20 protein-coding genes are annotated in these 18452 nt (G+C 28.0%); all 20 read left to right on the top strand.

The annotated features are described in order from the left end of the window. Positions 1-41: 41 nt before the first annotated feature. The 20 genes from rnmV to AAHM97_RS05115 all read left to right on the top strand — a co-directional run bounded on the left by rnmV (position 42) and on the right by AAHM97_RS05115 (position 18424). Positions 42-569 (top strand): ribonuclease M5, encoded by a 528-nt coding sequence (gene rnmV / locus AAHM97_RS05210; RefSeq protein ID WP_342268891.1) that lies wholly within the window; start codon positions 42-44, stop codon positions 567-569. Beyond that, positions 562-1356 carry a 16S rRNA (adenine(1518)-N(6)/adenine(1519)-N(6))-dimethyltransferase RsmA gene (gene rsmA, locus AAHM97_RS05205; RefSeq protein WP_342268890.1) on the top strand — a complete coding sequence of 265 codons (795 nt, stop codon included), beginning with the start codon at positions 562-564 and terminating at the stop codon, positions 1354-1356. The genes rnmV and rsmA overlap by 8 nt, the downstream gene beginning before the upstream one ends. Positions 1357-1364: 8 nt before the next feature. After that, entirely contained in the window at positions 1365-2081 is a 717-nt protein-coding gene (locus AAHM97_RS05200; protein WP_342268889.1) for a hypothetical protein, read from the top strand. Between the two features lie 77 nt (positions 2082-2158). Beyond that, positions 2159-3196, top strand: a complete 1038-nt coding sequence (locus AAHM97_RS05195) for a ribose-phosphate diphosphokinase (RefSeq protein ID WP_342268888.1) — start codon at positions 2159-2161, stop codon at positions 3194-3196. Continuing rightward, a complete protein-coding gene (gene pth / locus AAHM97_RS05190) occupies positions 3196-3759 on the top strand; it encodes an aminoacyl-tRNA hydrolase (RefSeq protein ID WP_342268887.1) in 564 nt (187 codons plus the stop codon). Before AAHM97_RS05195 ends, pth begins: the two co-directional genes overlap by 1 nt. 11 nt (positions 3760-3770) lie before the next feature. After that, a complete protein-coding gene (gene metG, locus AAHM97_RS05185) occupies positions 3771-5285 on the top strand; it encodes a methionine--tRNA ligase (protein ID WP_342268886.1) in 1515 nt (504 codons plus the stop codon). A gap of 9 nt (positions 5286-5294) precedes the next feature. Then, positions 5295-7175, top strand: coding sequence for a tRNA uridine-5-carboxymethylaminomethyl(34) synthesis enzyme MnmG (gene mnmG / locus AAHM97_RS05180; protein WP_342268885.1), 1881 nt, complete (start codon positions 5295-5297; stop codon positions 7173-7175). Between the two features lie 53 nt (positions 7176-7228). Continuing rightward, complete coding sequence (locus tag AAHM97_RS05175) at positions 7229-8095, top strand: Hsp33 family molecular chaperone HslO (protein ID WP_342268884.1); 867 nt, start codon at positions 7229-7231, stop codon at positions 8093-8095. 1 nt (position 8096) lies between these two features. Continuing rightward, positions 8097-9101, top strand: a complete 1005-nt coding sequence (locus AAHM97_RS05170) for an ABC transporter ATP-binding protein (RefSeq protein WP_342268883.1) — start codon at positions 8097-8099, stop codon at positions 9099-9101. 27 nt (positions 9102-9128) lie between these two features. Next, positions 9129-10112 (top strand): tRNA dihydrouridine synthase DusB, encoded by a 984-nt coding sequence (gene dusB / locus AAHM97_RS05165; protein WP_342268882.1) that lies wholly within the window; start codon positions 9129-9131, stop codon positions 10110-10112. 7 nt (positions 10113-10119) lie between these two features. After that, the gene (lysS, locus tag AAHM97_RS05160) at positions 10120-11622 is read left to right on the top strand and encodes a lysine--tRNA ligase (RefSeq protein ID WP_425288840.1); all 1503 of its coding nucleotides are present in this window, start codon (positions 10120-10122) and stop codon (positions 11620-11622) included. Positions 11623-11626: 4 nt separating this feature from the next. Further along, positions 11627-12634, top strand: coding sequence for a hypothetical protein (locus tag AAHM97_RS05155; protein WP_342268880.1), 1008 nt, complete (start codon positions 11627-11629; stop codon positions 12632-12634). Between the two features lie 2 nt (positions 12635-12636). Continuing rightward, positions 12637-13278 (top strand): 2-C-methyl-D-erythritol 4-phosphate cytidylyltransferase, encoded by a 642-nt coding sequence (locus tag AAHM97_RS05150; RefSeq protein ID WP_342268879.1) that lies wholly within the window; start codon positions 12637-12639, stop codon positions 13276-13278. A gap of 10 nt (positions 13279-13288) precedes the next feature. After that, positions 13289-13963: a hypothetical protein gene (locus tag AAHM97_RS05145; RefSeq protein ID WP_342268878.1), complete on the top strand. Its 675-nt coding sequence runs from the start codon at positions 13289-13291 to the stop codon at positions 13961-13963. Between the two features lie 240 nt (positions 13964-14203). Continuing rightward, positions 14204-14734, top strand: a complete 531-nt coding sequence (gene rpsF / locus AAHM97_RS05140) for a 30S ribosomal protein S6 (RefSeq protein ID WP_342268877.1) — start codon at positions 14204-14206, stop codon at positions 14732-14734. 20 nt (positions 14735-14754) lie between these two features. Next, complete coding sequence (locus AAHM97_RS05135) at positions 14755-15180, top strand: single-stranded DNA-binding protein (protein ID WP_342268876.1); 426 nt, start codon at positions 14755-14757, stop codon at positions 15178-15180. A 12-nt stretch (positions 15181-15192) separates the two neighbouring features. After that, positions 15193-15429 (top strand): 30S ribosomal protein S18, encoded by a 237-nt coding sequence (gene rpsR / locus AAHM97_RS05130; protein WP_342268875.1) that lies wholly within the window; start codon positions 15193-15195, stop codon positions 15427-15429. Positions 15430-15545: 116 nt separating this feature from the next. Then, on the top strand, positions 15546-15989 hold the full coding sequence (gene rplI / locus AAHM97_RS05125) for a 50S ribosomal protein L9 (RefSeq protein WP_342268874.1): 444 nt from the start codon (positions 15546-15548) through the stop codon (positions 15987-15989). Beyond that, on the top strand, positions 15979-17343 hold the full coding sequence (dnaB, locus tag AAHM97_RS05120; RefSeq protein ID WP_342268873.1) for a replicative DNA helicase: 1365 nt from the start codon (positions 15979-15981) through the stop codon (positions 17341-17343). Before rplI ends, dnaB begins: the two co-directional genes overlap by 11 nt. Before the next feature lie 61 nt (positions 17344-17404). Further along, positions 17405-18424, top strand: coding sequence for a hypothetical protein (locus tag AAHM97_RS05115; protein ID WP_342268872.1), 1020 nt, complete (start codon positions 17405-17407; stop codon positions 18422-18424). Positions 18425-18452: the final 28 nt, after the last annotated feature.

The following is an 18452-nucleotide window of genomic DNA, read 5'->3' as shown; positions in this document are numbered from 1 at the left end:
ATAAAATAGTACAAAAAACAAATAATTTTAGGGATATTTATATGAAAAATAATAAAATAATTATTGTCGAGGGTAAATCGGATGAGGCTAAATTAAGGTCAATTTTTAATGATATTAATATAATTGTAACGAATGGATTTAATATAGGTAAACAACTATTATCAGAGATAAAACATTTAAGTATGAATTCAATGATTATAGTTTTTACAGACCCAGATAATGGGGGAAATAGAATAAGAAAAATAATTAATGATTATCTCGATAACGATTGTTATAACGCCTTTATAGATAGAAATTTAATTTCCAATCCAAACAAAAAAGGAATTGCTGAAGCTGAGGAGGAAGAAATAAAAAAAAGTCTTTCGAAAGTTATCAAATTAAGTAATTCCATAAATACTATGACGTGAGATGAATATTTAGAAAATAATTTTTATCTTAAAAAGAACAGGGTTAAAATTGCAAAAAAATTTTCGTGAAACTGCAAAATCAGCTCAAAAGTACTTTTTAAATATATTAATTATATGGGTTTAAAGGTAGAAAACATTGAGGAAATTTTAAACAATGAATAAATTTGCTAAAAAGAGATTTGGTCAGAATTTTATAACAGATTCTAATTTAATTAAAAAAATTGTTAGCACCTTAAATAATAATTATGATTATGTTATTGAAATTGGTCCTGGCAAAGGTGCATTAACAAGATTATTGGTTGATAAATTTAATAAGGTTATAGCAATTGAAATTGATAAAGATTTTGAAGATATACTTAATCATATAAATAATAAAAAACTAAATATTGTTTGGGGCAACTTCTTAGAAATAGACTTTGAGAAGTACATTAATAAAAGTGATAAGATAGCCTTTATATCAAATACACCATATTATTTAACATCACAAATTATTTTTCGTTTGTTTGAAATGTCAAAAACTTTTAATATAAAAGATGTTGTTCTTATGGTTCAAAAAGAAGTTGGTGAGAGAATATGTGCTAAGGTCGGTGAAAAAAAATACAATAACCTATCGGTGGCATGTAATCTTTTTTCAAACCCAACATATAAATTTACAGTTAAAAGAAACATGTTTTTTCCAATACCAAAAGTTGATTCGTGTATAATTAGTTTTGATTTTGTAAATTGTAAATATAAATCATTTGATCAAAATAATATTATAAAAATGGTTAGAAAATTATTCAATGGAAAAAGAAAAACAATTTTAAACAATTTAAGAAATACATACCCTGAAATTGTTAATCCACATGTCATGTTAGAAACACTAAGCATTAATCATCAATTGCGACCAAATGAATTATCAGTGGATAAATATATAATGATATATAATAGTTTAATTAGTCAAAAGTAGAGGAAAATATGGAAAAATTAAAAGCGTATGCAAAAATAAATTTATATTTAAAGGTTAAGAAAAAAAGTTTTTTTTCAAAATTACATCGAATTGATTCTAAATTTCAAATTGTCGATAATTTGTATGACACTATAACGATTCAGAAAATCAATGAAAATGAAAATCAATTTTTTTCAAATATTAAATTAATTAATGATAATCCTATTGAAAAAGTGTTTAAAATATTAAATAAATATAAACTATTGAATAGCAAATATCGAATTGAAATAAACAAAGAAATTCCAACATACTCCGGATTAGGTGGTTTTAGTTCAATTTGTGTTCAAATAACAAATTTTTTCTTAAAAAATAAAAAAAATAAATTAATAAAAAAAATACAAAAGAAGGTTTGTAATGTTGTTGGTTCAGATTGTTATTTCTTTTTTTCCGGATATGAGTGTGCCTTAGTTTCTAAGATTGGAAATAAAGTAAAAATATCAAATGATTCAATTAAAATTTCTAAGAGTGATTTGCTTTTTCCACCAGTACAGTGTGTTACAAAAGATGTTTTCAAAATATATAAAATTAATAAGATGTGAATTAAAAACAACGAGATCAATATGTTAACACCCGCCATTATAAAGTTGTACCCAAAACTAAAAGAATACTATAACCCAATAGAATGGGTTTTTTCTGGAAGTGGTTCTACATTGGTAAAAAGAGCTTTGATTGAAAAAAAAATTTAATTTATTAAATAAAATACCAATTATGTTTATATTTTGTATTAACTTGATTTAAAATATAATAGGAGTTGATTTGTAAAATGATTAAAAAAAATGAATACAATATTTTTGGATTAAGCGCCTCACAAGGGCTTACTAATGAGGTTTGTAGAAATTTAGAAATAGAGCAACATATAGCCAAGACAACCCGATTTGCAGATGGTGAAATATTAGTTCAGGCAAAAGATTCTGTTAGGCAAAAAGAAGTTTTTGTAATACAATCCACCGGAAAACCTGTAAATGAAAACCTAATGGAATTGTTAATTGCGCTTGATGCATTTAAAAGAGCAAGCACATCAAAAATAAATGTTGTTATACCATATTTTGGATATGCAAGGCAAGATCGAAAATCTGAAGGTAGACAACCAATAACTGCGAAGTTAGTTGCAAATCTTATTCAAGAGGCTGGAGCTGACAGAGTAATTATCTTTGATTTACACTCCGCTCAAACAATGGGATTTTTTGATATACCTGTTGATAATATTTCATCATCTTTAATAATGGCAGATGAGATTGCGGTGGAAATAATAAGAAATAACTATGATGTAAATGAGTGTGTTTTGGTTTCGCCTGACCAAGGTGGGCTTTCTAGAGTGCATAGTTTAGCCAATAATTTACAAGGATTTACTACAGGTGTTGCAGCTGTTGCTAAGAGAAGACCAGAACCCAATAAATCAGAGGTGGAATTTGTTCTTGGTGATGTTAAGAATAAAATTTGTTTTCTTTATGATGATATGATTGATACAGGGGGAACAATAATTAACGCAGCAAAAGCTCTAAAGGCTGACGGGGCAAAAAAAGTTTACATTTATGCATGCCATGGATTATTTAACGGACAAGCTAAGGAAAAATTTTTGAAATGTATAAATGAAAAAATTATTGAAGGTATTGTAGTCTCAAATACATTCGAACTCCCAGAAGAATCTAAATTTGATGGTCTAAAAATTGTCTCAATAGGAAGTTTGATGGCTGAAATCATTGAGGCCACAGTATTGTCTGTGTCACTTTCAATTATATTTCAAAATCATAAGAAGAAAATCAAGTCCTTATATTTGAATTATAAAAAAGGAAAAAAATAATGAAATTAATTGTTGGTTTAGGTAACCCTGGCATCAAATATACAAATACAAGACATAATGCAGGGTTTATCTTTATTGATAAATTATTGGAACATTTTAAGTATGATAAAAAGGATGCTAAGTTTGATGGCGAGGTATACAAATCTATTATAAATGGTGAAAAAATTATTTTTTTAAAACCAATGAAATTTATGAACCTTTCTGGTGAATGTGTAAGACAGGTTGTTGATTTTTATAAAATTGAAATATCCAATATTTTAATAATTTATGACGATAAGGATTTTGAGCTGGGCATTGTAAAATGAAGAAACAAAGGGTCAAGCGGTGGTCATAATGGTATAAAAAATATTTGCACAAATTTAAGAACCCTTGAATTTAGTAGATTACGAGTTGGAATCGGGATGCCACCAAATAAAGACTATTTAATAGTGGATTGAGTTCTTTCTAATTTTAATGATTCAGAGCTTAAAATTTTAGAAAAAACTTTTCAGAAATCAATTAATGGAATAGAAAAATTTATTAATAATGTGTCTTTTGAAAATATTATGAATGAAAACAATTAGAATGGATTAAAATGAAGAAAAAAACATTTTATGTAACCACACCTATTTATTATCCCAGTGGCGATTTACATATAGGACATGTTTATACAACGGTTATGGCAGATATTTTATGTCGTTTTAAAAAAGAACAAGGATACGAAACATTTTTTGTTACAGGATCGGATGAACACGGACAGAAAATTGAAAAAAAAGCAAGGGAAGCCAGCGTTGAACCAAAGGAATATGTTGATAAGCTTGTTGTTAAGTTTAAAAAATTATGAATTGATATGGATATTGATTATTCAAAATTTATGAGAACAACAGATGAAGATCATCAGTATACAATTCAAAAGATTTTTACTATGTTATACAATAAAGGATTAATTTATCTATCAAAGTACAAGGGTATGTATTGTGTAAGTTGCGAAGAATTTTTAACACAATCACAAATATCTGATGGAGTTTGTCCAACTTGTAAGAATATACCTACAATCACCGAAGAAGAAACATATATGTTAAAGGTTTCACAATTCAAAAAATTTCTAAAGGAATTAATTTCATCTGATTTTATAATTCCTATTTCCAGAAGAAATGAGATGATCAATAGTTTTGTTGACAATAATCTAGAGGATTTGTCTATAACAAGAGTTAGTTTTACTTGAGGCGTTAAAACAATTGAAAATCCAGAACATATTATTTATGTTTGAATTGATGCTTTATCTAATTATATTTCTGCACTAGGCTATTTACAAAAAAATAATAAACTAATGAATAAATTTTGGGGAGATGACACAGAAATATTGCATATTGTTGGCAAGGAAATAACACGTTTTTTTACAATTTACTGACCAGTAATTTTAAAGGGTTGTGGTTTAAGAATGCCAACAAAAATATTATCACATAGTTGGATTCTTTCAAAAGGGTTAAAAATGTCAAAATCAATCGGAAATGTTATTGACCCAATTGAGTTATTAAATGAATTTAGCTCTGATACTATTAGATTCTATGTTGTTCACAACTTACCTTATAATATTGATGGGGATATTACAACTGAAGCAATAATTGAGTCCTATAATTTAAATTTAGCAAATAATTTTGGTAATTTGATTTCAAGGGTATCTAATATGATTATAATAAATTTTGGTGGAATATTGAATAAAGTTGACATATCCAACTTTTTCATTTTTAATACAATAAAGAAAATCTATGAAAAGTATGTAGAACAAATGAATGAATATGAAATAGCAAATGCTACAAAAACAGCCCTAGAACTTGGAAATATATGTAATAAATATATTGAGGAAGTTCAACCATGAATATTAAAAAAACAAAATAAATTAGATGAATTAAATAATTTTTTATATGAACTACAATATGGAATAATAGCTTTAAATATCATGCTTAGGCCAATTCTTGTTAAATCATCTGTTATTATTTCTGAACAAATGGGCGTAAATGAGGATGTGACAATTGAAAATATTTTTAATCAAGATGTAACATTTAATAAAATTAAGGAAAAATTTATTATTTTTAATAGAATCAAATAGAGGTATTAAATGGAATATGATGTCGTTGTAATTGGTGCCGGACACGCGGGAGTTGAAGCAGCGCTAGCTTCCGCGAGACTTGGTTTAAAAATTGCCTTAGTTAATTTCTATCACGATAAAGTTTCTACAATGCCGTGTAATCCAAGTATTGGAGGCCCCGCAAAAGGAATAGTTGTTCGTGAAATTGATGCCTTGGGTGGCCAAATGGGAGTAAGTGCAGATGCGTGTGCAATCCAATTAAAATTATTAAACTCTTCAAAAGGTCCGGGCGTATGAGCAATAAGGGCACAAATTGATAAGTTAATGTATTCTAAATATATGAAAGATGTGATCATTAATCAAAAAAACATTGATTTTATTGTTGATGGTTTTTTTGATTGTCAAATTAGCAATATGGAAGTAACATCGGTATTACTTGTATCTGGAAAAATACTAAAAACAAAAGCTGTAATATTTACAATTGGGACATACTCATCCAGTGTTGTGTTAATGGGAGATATAAAAAAGAACGAAGGCCCCAGTAATGAAATTACATCTGATCGTGTAAAATTGTTTTTAGACAACAATAATATTAAAACATTAAGGTTTAAAACCGGGACACCCCCAAGAGTTAAAAAAAATTCAATAGATCTTTCTAAGGCTACATTAGAGCCTGGAACTGATATGGAGCTTGCGTTTTCGTCTAAAACAAAAAAATCTATCCCCTTTGGTCAGCAACAACCTTGCTATTTAATTCGCTCAACATTGGAAACAAAAAAAATAATAGAGAATAATTTAAATAAATCAGCTATGTATTCTGGAAAAATATCATCAATTGGACCAAGATATTGTCCTAGCTTTGAGGATAAAATTGTAAGATTTAAAGATAAAGATTCTCATCAAATTTTTCTAGAGCCAGAATCATTAGAATTAGATACCTTTTATGTTCAGGGTTTATCAACCTCAATGCCAATAAATATTCAAGAAAAAATGTTAAAATCATTACCAGGATTTGAATCCGTTATTATTGATAAATGAGCTTATGCAATTGAATATGACTGTATAGATCCTATGCAATTAGATCTTTCACTCTCATTGAAAAAAATAAGGAACCTTTTTTTTGCTGGACAAATTAATGGAACTAGTGGATATGAAGAGGCAGCTGGACAAGGACTAATGGCAGGGATTAATGCAAGCCTTCTTATTAAAAATAAAGAACCATTGATATTAAAACGTAGCGAATCATATATCGGTCTTATGATTGATGATTTAGTCAATAAAGGTGTTGATGAACCTTACAGACTCTTAACTAGTAGGGCAGAATACAGATTACACTTGAGAAATGATAATGCTGAAAAAAGATTAAAAAAATATGGTTACGAAATAGGCCTTATAAATGAAAGAGATTTTATTTCATATAAAGATTATGAAAATGAAATAGAAAAAGCTATTCTATTCCTAAAAAACACAAAAGTGTTAATAAATTCAATTTTTTATAATTATCTTAAGAATAATAGCGATATAGTGCTTTTGTCCTCTGTGTCCCTTTATGATTTGTTAAAACAACCAAGGATTGATAAAGATTTAGTTTTTAATTTTTATAAGGAGCTATCAAAACTTTCGGAAAAACAAAAAATTGAATTATATATAATTGTTAGATTTGAAGGTTATCTTAAACAAGAACAAAATAATATCAATAAAATGTTAAAACAAGAGTCTAAATTAATTCCACATGATATTGACTATGAGCATGTTGATAACATTGCAAATGAAGCAAAAATATACCTCTCTAAGGTAAGACCAATATCAATAGCACAAGCAGCGCGAGTAAGGGGTGTAAACCCTCCCGACATACAAATGTTACTTTTTTATCTTAAAAATAAGTATAATCCAACTAAAAAAATAAAATAACTCCAAAAATAAAGTAAAATTATATGGATAATAAATAAGTAAGGAATTGTTTTATGGATAGAAAATATAGGGCTATTAGTGACAAGTACAACGTTAAAATTTCTTTTGTAGATATCACTGAGAGTTTATCCGAGATATGTAGGCTCCAAAAAACTAATGTTTATGCAACTAAGCAATTATCTAAGGTCGTGATTGACACTTGCTTGCTTGGTTTGAATTTAAAGGATAAAGATACAAAAATAGCAACGTCATATAAGGGTGATGGTTTAATGGGGCATGTTATTGGTGAATATAATGATGATTTTATACGTGGATATTGTCAAAACCCAGATTTTAAAATAGAACAATTTGATTTAAAAAGTGAATTAGATAAAGATAGTCAAGCTATCGGGGTTTCTGGGATATTACAAGTAACGAGGAAAAGAAAAAAACAATCCCCTTTTACATCCAATGTGGAAATAATTTCAAACTCAATAGATGTTAATTTTATGTATACAATGTCAAAGAGTGACCAAATAAAAACATTTCTTTGTTCTAATGTGGATATTAATAGTAACAATATCATCGCGTCGGCAAGAGGTATAGCGATTCAAATACTTCCATTAATCGCTGAAGAAACTATTGAAGAACTTGAGGATAAGTTTGGATCTATTGAAAAACTTCAAAAAAAGATATCCAGTGGGGATGTCAAAGAAATTATCAAATTACTTATTGAAGATGCAAAAATTTTAGAGATAGGAGGAATCAGATTTTCTTGTTCTTGTTCAAAAGAAAATGCAAAAAATGCTATATTCTTGCTTGGTGAAGACCAAATAGAAGATATAAAAAATAAAAATGAGGATTTGGAAATATTGTGTGACTTTTGTATGAAAAAATATATTGTTACTGTAAAAGAAATTATAGATGAAAAGAGCAGCTAAAATGAAGGGAAAAGATAGGATTATGAAAGATATAAAAACAAATAATAAAAATTTGAACGATACAATTAAAGTCAATAAAGTTAGAGAAAAAAAAGTGCATGTAAATAGAGAAATTGATGAGGAAGTTCATGAGAAAAATATTTTTACAATCGAGTCTAAAAACATTAATATTGAGAATGCAAAATCCTTTAAAATAAATCTTAGGGAAAAAAAGAAGTTAAGATCTAAATATTCAAAACAAATTTTAGATGGTGATATTATATCTACAAAAAATGTTTTTCCCAATACCGATGAATACGCAATTGAACTTGTAGATGTTAAAAAAATATACCTAACAGGGAATATTGTTACACCAGTTTTAAAGGGCATTGACTTAAAAATTAAAAGATCAAAATTTGTTGTAATTTTGGGACCATCAGGGAGTGGTAAAACAACTTTGCTTAACACAATATCTGGTTTAGATGAAGTTAGTGATGGAGATGTATATGTAGTAGGACATAATTTATCACTTTTAAAGGATTCTCACCTCACATTATTTAGACGAAATAATATTGGTTTCATTTTTCAACAATATAATTTATTATCTAATCTTACCTCAAGAGAAAACGCAGAGGTAGGGGAAAATCTATGTTCAAATAAAGAAAACAGATTATCAATCGAGGAAATATTTGAGACAATTGGAATGTCAGAACAAATAAACAAATATCCCCATCAAATGTCTGGTGGACAGCAGCAACGTGTGTCTATTGCTAGAGCCCTTGCAAAAAATCCTGAAATTTTATTTGGAGATGAACCAACAGGTGCTCTTGATGAAGAAATGGGCAGAAAAGTTTTAGAAATTTTAATTGATGTGAATAAAAAATTTAAAACAACTGTAATTGTTGTAACACATAACTCTAACATAGCTGAGGTTGCAGATACTGTTATACACGTTAAAAATGGTTTAATTGATTTTATTAAAGAAAATCCAAACCCTAAAAGACCTTCAGAGATTGATTGAGCATAATTAAATATTTTGTATAATATAATATAAATGAAAAAATTTAAAATAGGACACATCGAAATTTCTAACAATCTTATCCTAGCGCCAATGGCTGGTGTTACAGACCTTGCATTCAGAAGAATTTGCAAGGATTTTGGCGTTGGGCTTGTTTGTGCTGAAATGGTTAGCATAGATGGAATAGTTCATAAAAATGAAAAATCATTAAATATGTTAAAAGTTGATAAATATGAAAGACCCCTTTCAATGCAAATATTTGGTAATAATTTATCATCATATGTAAAAGCAACGCAGTATGTTGAGCAAAATTGTGAGTGTGATATTATAGATATTAATATGGGTTGTCCGGCCCCTAAAGTGGCGGAAAGGAGCCAAGCTGGCGCATCATTATTAAAAGACCCTAACAAAATAGGAGAGATAGTGCGAAGCGTTGTTATTAACACATCAAAACCTGTCACCGTTAAATTAAGAATTGGTTGAGATGTAAATAATATTAATGTGGTTGAGGTTGCAAAAATATGTGAGCAAAATGGAGCAAGCGCACTAACAATTCATGGTAGAACACGAAGCCAATATTTTTCTGGAAAAAGCGATTGAAGTTGAATATCAAAGGTTAAGGATAGTGTCAAGATCCCTGTCATTGGTAATGGTGATATTATCAACGAGATAACTGCAAAAGATATGTTTGAGAAAACAAACTGCGATGCCATAATGATTGCTAGAGCAGCTCAAGGAAATCCATGAATTTTTCAAGAAATAGATACTTTTTTATTAACTGGAAAATACACTAAAAAACCAACTCCGAAAGAGGTTATTGATATAATTGTTAAACATGTAGGTATATTAATAAAGGAAAAAGGTGAGCTTCGAGGAGTTCGTGAAATGAGAAAACAGATTGTTTGGTACCTTAAGAATATTCCTAAAGAATTAAAATCACAGGATATTAATCAAAAGGCTGTGGAAGTTTCAACAAAAAATGATATTATTAAATTATTAGAAATTAATATTAGAAAGTAGGATTTAATTAATGGCTAACAGAAAGTTTAGTGAACAAGAACTTATAAGAAGAAATAAATATAAAAAACTTATTGAGAAAAACCGCGACCCATTTTTGGAAACAAAATTTGAAAAAAATTTAAAAATTGAAAATTTAATAGTTAAGTTTGAAAAATTTACAAAAGAGGAACTTTCAAATAAAAATGACACAATTATAAAGATCGCAGGAAGAATTAGATTTTTCCGAGAGGCTGGAAAAAAGGCTGTTTTTGCAAATATTCAAGATGAGTCATCATTAATTCAAATTTATGTTAGGGAAGATGAACTTGGTGCTGATGAATTTGTATTTTTTAGAGATTTAGATTTGGGAGATATAGTAGGTCTTGAGGGTGTAATGATGAAAACAGATCATGGAGAGCTAACCCTAAGAGTTAAAAAATATAAACTTTTATCAAAGAGTTTGCGCCCTCTGCCAGATAAATATCATGGGTTGTCAGATGTTGAAGAAAAGTACAGAAGAAGATATGTAGATCTAATAGTTGATGAAAATGTAAAAAATGTATTTATCAAGAGATTTAAAATTATAAGAACTATACAAAAAATTTTAGATGGGTTGGGATGTATTGAGGTTGAAACCCCGGTCCTAAATTTAATAAATGGAGGTGCTTCAGCGAAGCCATTTATTACATTTTATAACTCCTTAGATAAGGATTTTTATTTAAGAATTGCAACTGAGCTATATCTTAAAAGATGTATTGTTGGTGGTTTCGAAGGTGTATATGAAATTGGAAGGTTATTTAGAAATGAAGGAATCGATACACGTCATAGTCCTGAATTTACATCGATAGAAATTTATATTGCCTACAAAGATTTTTATTATATGATGGATTTAACAGAATTATTATTTAGAGAGAGTGCTAAAGTTACTCTCGGCAGTTTAAACCTTAATTTTGCAGGTATTGATTTTGATTTATCCAAAAAATTTAATAGAGTTCACATGGTTGATGCTATAAAAGAGAAAACCGGCATTGATTTTTGAAAAAATATTGACTATGGACAAGCAATTGACTTAGCAAAAAAACACAACATTAATTTTGAGAAACATCATTCAACTGTTGGACATATAATCAATTTATTCTTTGAATATTTTGTTGAGCCAACAATAATTCAACCGACATTTGTAATAGGTCATCCAAAGGAAATCTCACCATTATCTAAATGTAACAAGGGTGATCCAAGATTTACAGATAGATTTGAATTGTTTATTAATGGTAGAGAATATGCAAATGCATTTTCAGAGTTAAACAATCCTATAGACCAATATGAACGATTTCTCGACCAATTAAAAGAAAAAAAATCTGGAAATGAAGAAGCGGCAGATATGGATATTGATTTCATTGAGGCATTAGAATATGGTATGCCCCCCACAGTGGGAATAGGAATAGGAATAGACAGACTAGTAATGTTTCTCACAAATTGTGAATCAATTCGCGATGTAATTTTATTTCCACAACTAAAACCTAGAGGATAGAAATATGAAATACGGAATTGAACTTGGTTATGTATCAAAATTATCGTTAGCAGAAACCTATGATTTAATTGATAAGTTTTATAGCGAAATTTTTGTTTTGCTGAAGAATAAATGAGATCTTAAGTTTATACACTCTCCATTGATTACTGAAAAAAATAAATGACTTAATGACGACTTTAATAATAGCTACCGGCCTATTGATTTTGATATCCCGAGCCTGAAGATATTTGGCGAAGTTTTGCAAAGAGATAACAAATGACGTCGAGAATCTATTATGAAAGGTGGGTTTAATGAAGTTAACAAAGGAATTTTAACTAACTCTAAATCAATCCGACGTGACGTTGAAGTTGATAATATTACAAGTGTTGTTTATGATGAAATAGGAATTGAATTATTTGCCGATAAATATGAAAAAGATAAAAATTTAGATACTCTAACAATGCTTTATTCTGTTTTATATGAAATAGATATGAAACTTTCAAATGATTATAATGAACTTCAAAATAACCATCTATCGCAGCAATTAATTTTTATTTCGCATAGAAAATTAAAAATAATGTACCCACTTGCAACATTTCAGGAAAGAATTAACCTTTTTGGTAGAGAAAATGGTAACTTTGTAGTGTATAATCATATAGTACCACTTATAAACAGTAAATATGGATCACAAATATTTTCGGAAGATATATTTGATTTTGAATCCTATTCTACATTGTATGTTTATAATTGGGCAATTGAGAAATCCGTAGACATCGCCTATTCCTCTTATCAAGTTATGACAGAAAAACTGAAAGAACAAAATAGGATGCTAAAGGAAAATTGAAAGAGTAGCACAGAATATAATTATTTAATAAAGTCTAATTTGTTACCACTTACAATTTCCATTGGATTTGATGTTAATAGATTTTTGATGTTAATCTGTGAAAAGCAACATATTGCTGAAGTTCATTATTCAGTTTGATCAAAAAAATTTACTGATTTTTGCAAAAAAAACAATGTGGATATTTTTTAATTATGGAAAATAGTATAGGAGTAATAGTTGTTGCAGCGGGAATGGCCACTAGATTTACAAAAAATAAATTACTGGTCAAACTCGATAATAACCTAACAGTTTTAGAGACTGTTATCAAAAAGTTTTTAAATTTTAAATGCATACATGAAATTATTTTAGTATGCTCAAAAGAAAATATAAATTTAATTCACGCGGAGAGGTTAAAAGATAAACGCCTTATTTTTTGTCTTGGAGGTAAAACTAGAGGAGAGTCTGTGGCAAATGGAATTAAAATGAGCAATACAGATTTTGTGCTCATTCACGACGCTGCGCGACCATTTTTTACAGATGATTTAATTATTAGATTACTGAAAAAAACTTCTTCAATATGAGATATAGTGGTGCCACATTTAAAAATTAGTGATAGTTTGAAAATGATAAATAATAATACTATTTCAACAATAAATAGAGATAATTATTTTATCACTCAAACACCCCAACTTATAAATGTTAGTGTTTTTAGAAAAATAATAGATATTCAAAAAATGTTTGACTGGCAAGATGAATTAGAACTATATACAAAATATTATTCATCTAGCAAAATTTGTTTAATAGAAGGTGAAAAAGATAACTTAAAATTAACCTTTCCCAAAGATTTAAAATAGAAAGGAATATATGGATAAGCACATCTGAATACTTATATCAATTGTCACATTTGGTTTTGTACTTGGAGGTGGTATTTGAATAGGGATGGAGGTTGCAAAAAGATCATTAATTGATCAAAACAAAAAGAGTATATCATATGAAAATGAAAAATTAGACCTTAATTTACACGGAAAAGAGTATACTCTTGACAATGTATGTGAAGCTGTCGGAAATACATATGGCAATACCAAAGGAGAAGAAAAAACAATTATTAATTCATGAGATATTTATGAATATTCAAATAATCTTTTTAAGGAACAAAAAGTACAAAAATTCTCCTCATATAATATTGGTGATTATATTAAAGCCCTAAATTATTTTTTTAATATTGTAGATGAAGATGAAGATAATTTCTGTCCATATCACGATGCAATTGGACGCGCTTTAATTCGTTATGGTTATAAGAAAGATACTTTATTAAGTGATCTTGACCTTAATTTAACAAGAGATGGTCTTATTGATCTTTATTGACATACTTTTTATATCCCCACCTTTGATAATGGTATATTTCATATTTATGATATTTCTATAGATAGATTAAACCACGAGACCGATCAGGATGACCCACCAAATAATTATTCTATTTATGTTAATAAAATTTATGACCTAAATTTTGTTAAATCAGATGAGATTTCACAATCTTAATAGTAATAAGTATAAATAAATATAATCGACTTTTAATGTCGATTTTTTATTCTACAATTTGCAAATAAGGGATAAAATTCTTAATAAAATATTTTATTTGTGGTTATAAGTAAACTTTCATCACAATATAATTATTTTTGGTGGTATATATGTTAAAAATAGTTTATAATATTTTTATGAATTAATAATAAATATTATTAATTCCTTGCTCAGTAGAGCCGTAAGACCAAGAGGAGAATAATGCGAAAATACGAAATTATGATAATCCTGGATAAGGATACAAAAAATACAAAAGATATTATAAACAAACTTGAAAGTCCGCTAACACTAAATGGTGGAAAAATTATTGAAAGTGCAGATTGAGGTCTAAGGGATTTTAGTTATGTTATAAATCACAAAAAACAAGGTTATTACTATATTTATATTGTTGAAACAAACCCGGAGAATATTTTAGAGTTTGAACGTATAAGTAGAATTGATAAAAATGTTGTTAGAAATATGGTTATTAATACAGAGTCTGAAAAAAGATATATTCAAACAACAAAATTATCAAAAACAGATATGTCAAAATTTAGAGATGAAAAACGTGATCGCCAAAACAAAAATTTTAAACCTAGAAGACCTTATGATGGAGCAAGAAGGTTTGAAATAAATTTTGAAAATGATTTGAAATCTGGAACCAACGAAAAAAGTTCTAAAGATGGTGAATTAAAAAAAATTAATTCCAAACCATTAGAAACAAAACAAACTAAACCAACAAGTAATGAATAATATAGATTGTAGGTACAATTATGAATTGCGTTAATTTAATTGGAAGAGTGACAAAGAACCTTGAATTAAAGAAAACTACAAATGGTAAAAATTATGTTTTTTTTACAGTTGCTGTAAATAGTTTTTTCAATGGTGAAAAACAATCACAATTTATTCCCTGTGTTGCATGGAATAATGTTGCTGAAAATATTTCTAAGTATGTTTCTAAAGGGTCGTTAGTATCTGTTGAGGGGGCAATTAATATTAGAAATGACAAAAAGGATGATGGTACATACATTACAAATGTAAATGTTAGTGCCCAGAGAGTTGAATTTTTATCAAGACCTGGTGAATCTTCATCGGATATAAAAGAAGGTCAGGATTTTATTAATGAACAACAAACAAACAAAAAAGATAGTGAATCTTCAAAAATAATAGATGAAGACTCTATTTTATGAGATTATTAAAAAGGAGAAATAATGAAAAAATATGTTAAAAGAAAAAAACCAAACTTTTTTGCTGAAAATAAAATAGATTACATTGATTATAAAGATGTTGAATTACTTAGAAAATTTATTTCAACAAATGGGCAAATACTACCAAGAAGAGCAACTGGTACATCACCAAAACATCAAAGAATGTTATCTCTTGCTATTAAAAGAGCGAGAAATATGGCTTTGTTGCCATTTGTTGACAAAGACCACCAATCACTGTAGTAATAAAAAAATGTATTTATACATTTTTTTATATAAAATAAAGGAAAAGTAAATAAATATTTTAAGTTATTGATATTTATTCATCTGTTTATTGTATAATTTAATAGGTGATGAATATGAAAGTTATTTTACTTAAAGATATTAAAAATTATGGGCTAAAAAATGACATTATTGAGGTAGAGAATGGTTATGCAAAAAATTATTTAATTCCTAAAAAATTTGCAATTTTAGCAACCAAGGATAATATAGCACATCTCAAACATGTTATAGGCGAAGAGATCGCTGAAAAGGAGGAAATGTTTGCTAATTTTAGAAAAATTGCTTTGGAAATAGAATCTATTGAACTATCTTTTAAATTAGAATTTCATAATGGTAGAGCACAAGGGAGCATTAGTTTATCACAGATTTGTGAAACACTTGAAAAAGAATACAATATAAAAATAGATAAGCGCAAGTTTGTTAAACACGAGAATATTAGAGATATAGGAACCCATGAATTGAAAATAAAATTAGAGCATAATATTGAAACTATTTTAAGGGTAAATATAAATGAAAAATAATAATGAATCAATTCAGTTTGATTTATATGCAGAAGCCGAGAGAGAAATAATATCGATTATTTTAAATTCAGTAAATATTCAGTCTGAAATAATCTCTAAATTGGGAACAGATGATTTTTATTCTAGCGACACAAAAAAAATATATAAATATATTTTTACTATGCACATAAAAAATATTGAAATATCCTTTAAGAATCTTGTTGATTATATTTTAAGTGTTGAACAAAATTCTGAAAAAATTCTAAAGGAAATAAATGAAATTAATAATTCATACTCTGGTGATGATACATACCTTAATATAGTGGAATTTATTTTTAAAAATTCTATGTTGAAAAAATTAGATCTAACATTAAAAGAAATACAGACTAAAAAAATGTCATATGAATCTGCAGAGGAACTGGTGAGTTTTGCACAGCAAAAAATATTGGGATTAAGAACATCACTTCGTGATGAAAAGATAGTTAGAATTGACTCTGCAATTGAACGGTTGATTGATAAAATTGTGTCAAGGTCAAAAACATCTGGGAGTTTATCAGGGGTCACTAGTGGGTTTAGAGTGCTCGATGAGAACACAAATGGATTTCAAAAAGGTGATCTTATCATCCTTGCAGCCCGACCAAGTATGGGTAAAACAGCATTTGCACTAAACCTTGCTTTAAACGCCTCGGTATCATCCCCTGCATTATTTTTTTCATTAGAAATGCCTGAGGATCAAATAACACAACGTCTACTAAGTTCTGCATCAACAGTTAAAATGGATATAATAAAATCGGGATATGGTGAAGAAATAATTAATAATTTTGAGAAATTAGTTTATGCTCAAAAACATATTTTAAATTCAGATTTATATATCGATGACACACCGGGATTATCATTGTTGGATATACAAACAAGATTAAGAAAAGCAAGACGAGAAAAAGATATTGAAATTTGTTTTATTGATTATTTACAACTTATAACTCTTTATAGTGCTGACAACAATAGATCATTTGAAAATCGACAAAATGAAATATCAAAGATTTCACAAGGACTTAAAAAAATAGCTCGTGAACTTAATATTCCTATTGTATGTTTAAGCCAACTATCAAGGAGTGTTGAAAAAAGGGAAGATAAAAGACCGATGATGTCTGACCTAAGGGATTCGGGAGCAATAGAACAGGATGCGGATTTGATAATGTTTTTATACCGTGAGAGTTATTATAATTTTAGTCAACTATCAGAAGAAGAAAAGAAATTATATGAGGATGACACACTTTTGATTATTTCAAAGCACCGTAACGGTGCAACGTGTGATATTAATTATGTATTTTCAAAGAATAATGGAAAATTTGCCGAGAAACAAAAGAATGAGTAATTTGATAATTATGAATTTTCATTTCAAATATGTTATAATTTTATAAGATAATGAGGTTTATGTGAAGAAAAAAATACTTGGTTTAATGTTATCAGCAACATTGGGTGCATCTGCGTCTAATGTATTTTCATGTAGAATAGTTCCTCAGTCTAATCAATTAAAAATTTATACACAAATTAATAATGATAGAGGTAAAATCGAAGATGATGTTGAAAATTTTTCAACAACCGGAACAACATTACCATCGCTTACACAGGAAGTTCTGGAACTTCTAACATATACAAAGGATAAATATACATCAAAAAAAGATAATGACAATGCATTAAACTATTTTGGAGAAAGTGCACTATACCAATACAGTGTGGAAGGTCTAAAAAATTCAACAAATACTGAAAATTGAAATGATTTTTATAATTTACTAAATGGCAGTGAAAATTCAAACACTTTTATATCCGCCGTTAACTATAATTTAGCAGATAGTAACTATTCCTATTATAACACATATAAACCCTCGGACCCAAAAGGATCATACGTAAACAAATTTAAGACTTTTGCTATAGATAAAGATAAAGATAATAATATTATTATCCCAGACTCAGGAAAAATTGATGACTTTGCAAACCTAGACACTAAAAGTGATAAAGATCCAGATATTGCAACGTGAAAAACTAATTTTAACAAAAATATGATGCTAATTGGGTCTTGAAAAGATACACCTCAGAAATATCAAATTATTGAGAACACTAATAATATTATGTATGAAAATATAGACACAAGCAAGCTTATCTTTTATACTAAAAAAGGTGATAAAACAAGTCTAGATGATACTGTAATATACTATAAACCGTCCCCAACCTATAGATTTGAGGTTACAATTACAAACGAGAAAAAAACCTACACTGCGACATTTTTAATAAGTAATTTATTAGAAAAATTTGGGGTATTTACGTCAGCAAAAAATTTACTTTTAATTCCTACATCATATACATTTGATGGTGAAAATGATGCTTACGATAATAATGCGGGTGTATTAAAAAATATTAAAATTTCAGTTGATAGTGTTATACAAGAAAATAAATAGAAAATTTAGTTAATCATGTCACGTGGGG

The sequence above is a fragment of the Spiroplasma endosymbiont of Aspidapion aeneum genome (assembly GCF_964031045.1).
GTDB lineage: Bacteria > Bacillota_I > Bacilli_A > Mycoplasmatales > Mycoplasmataceae.
Note: the sequence above shows the minus strand (reverse complement) of the source record. Positions and strands in the feature narration are given on the sequence as shown.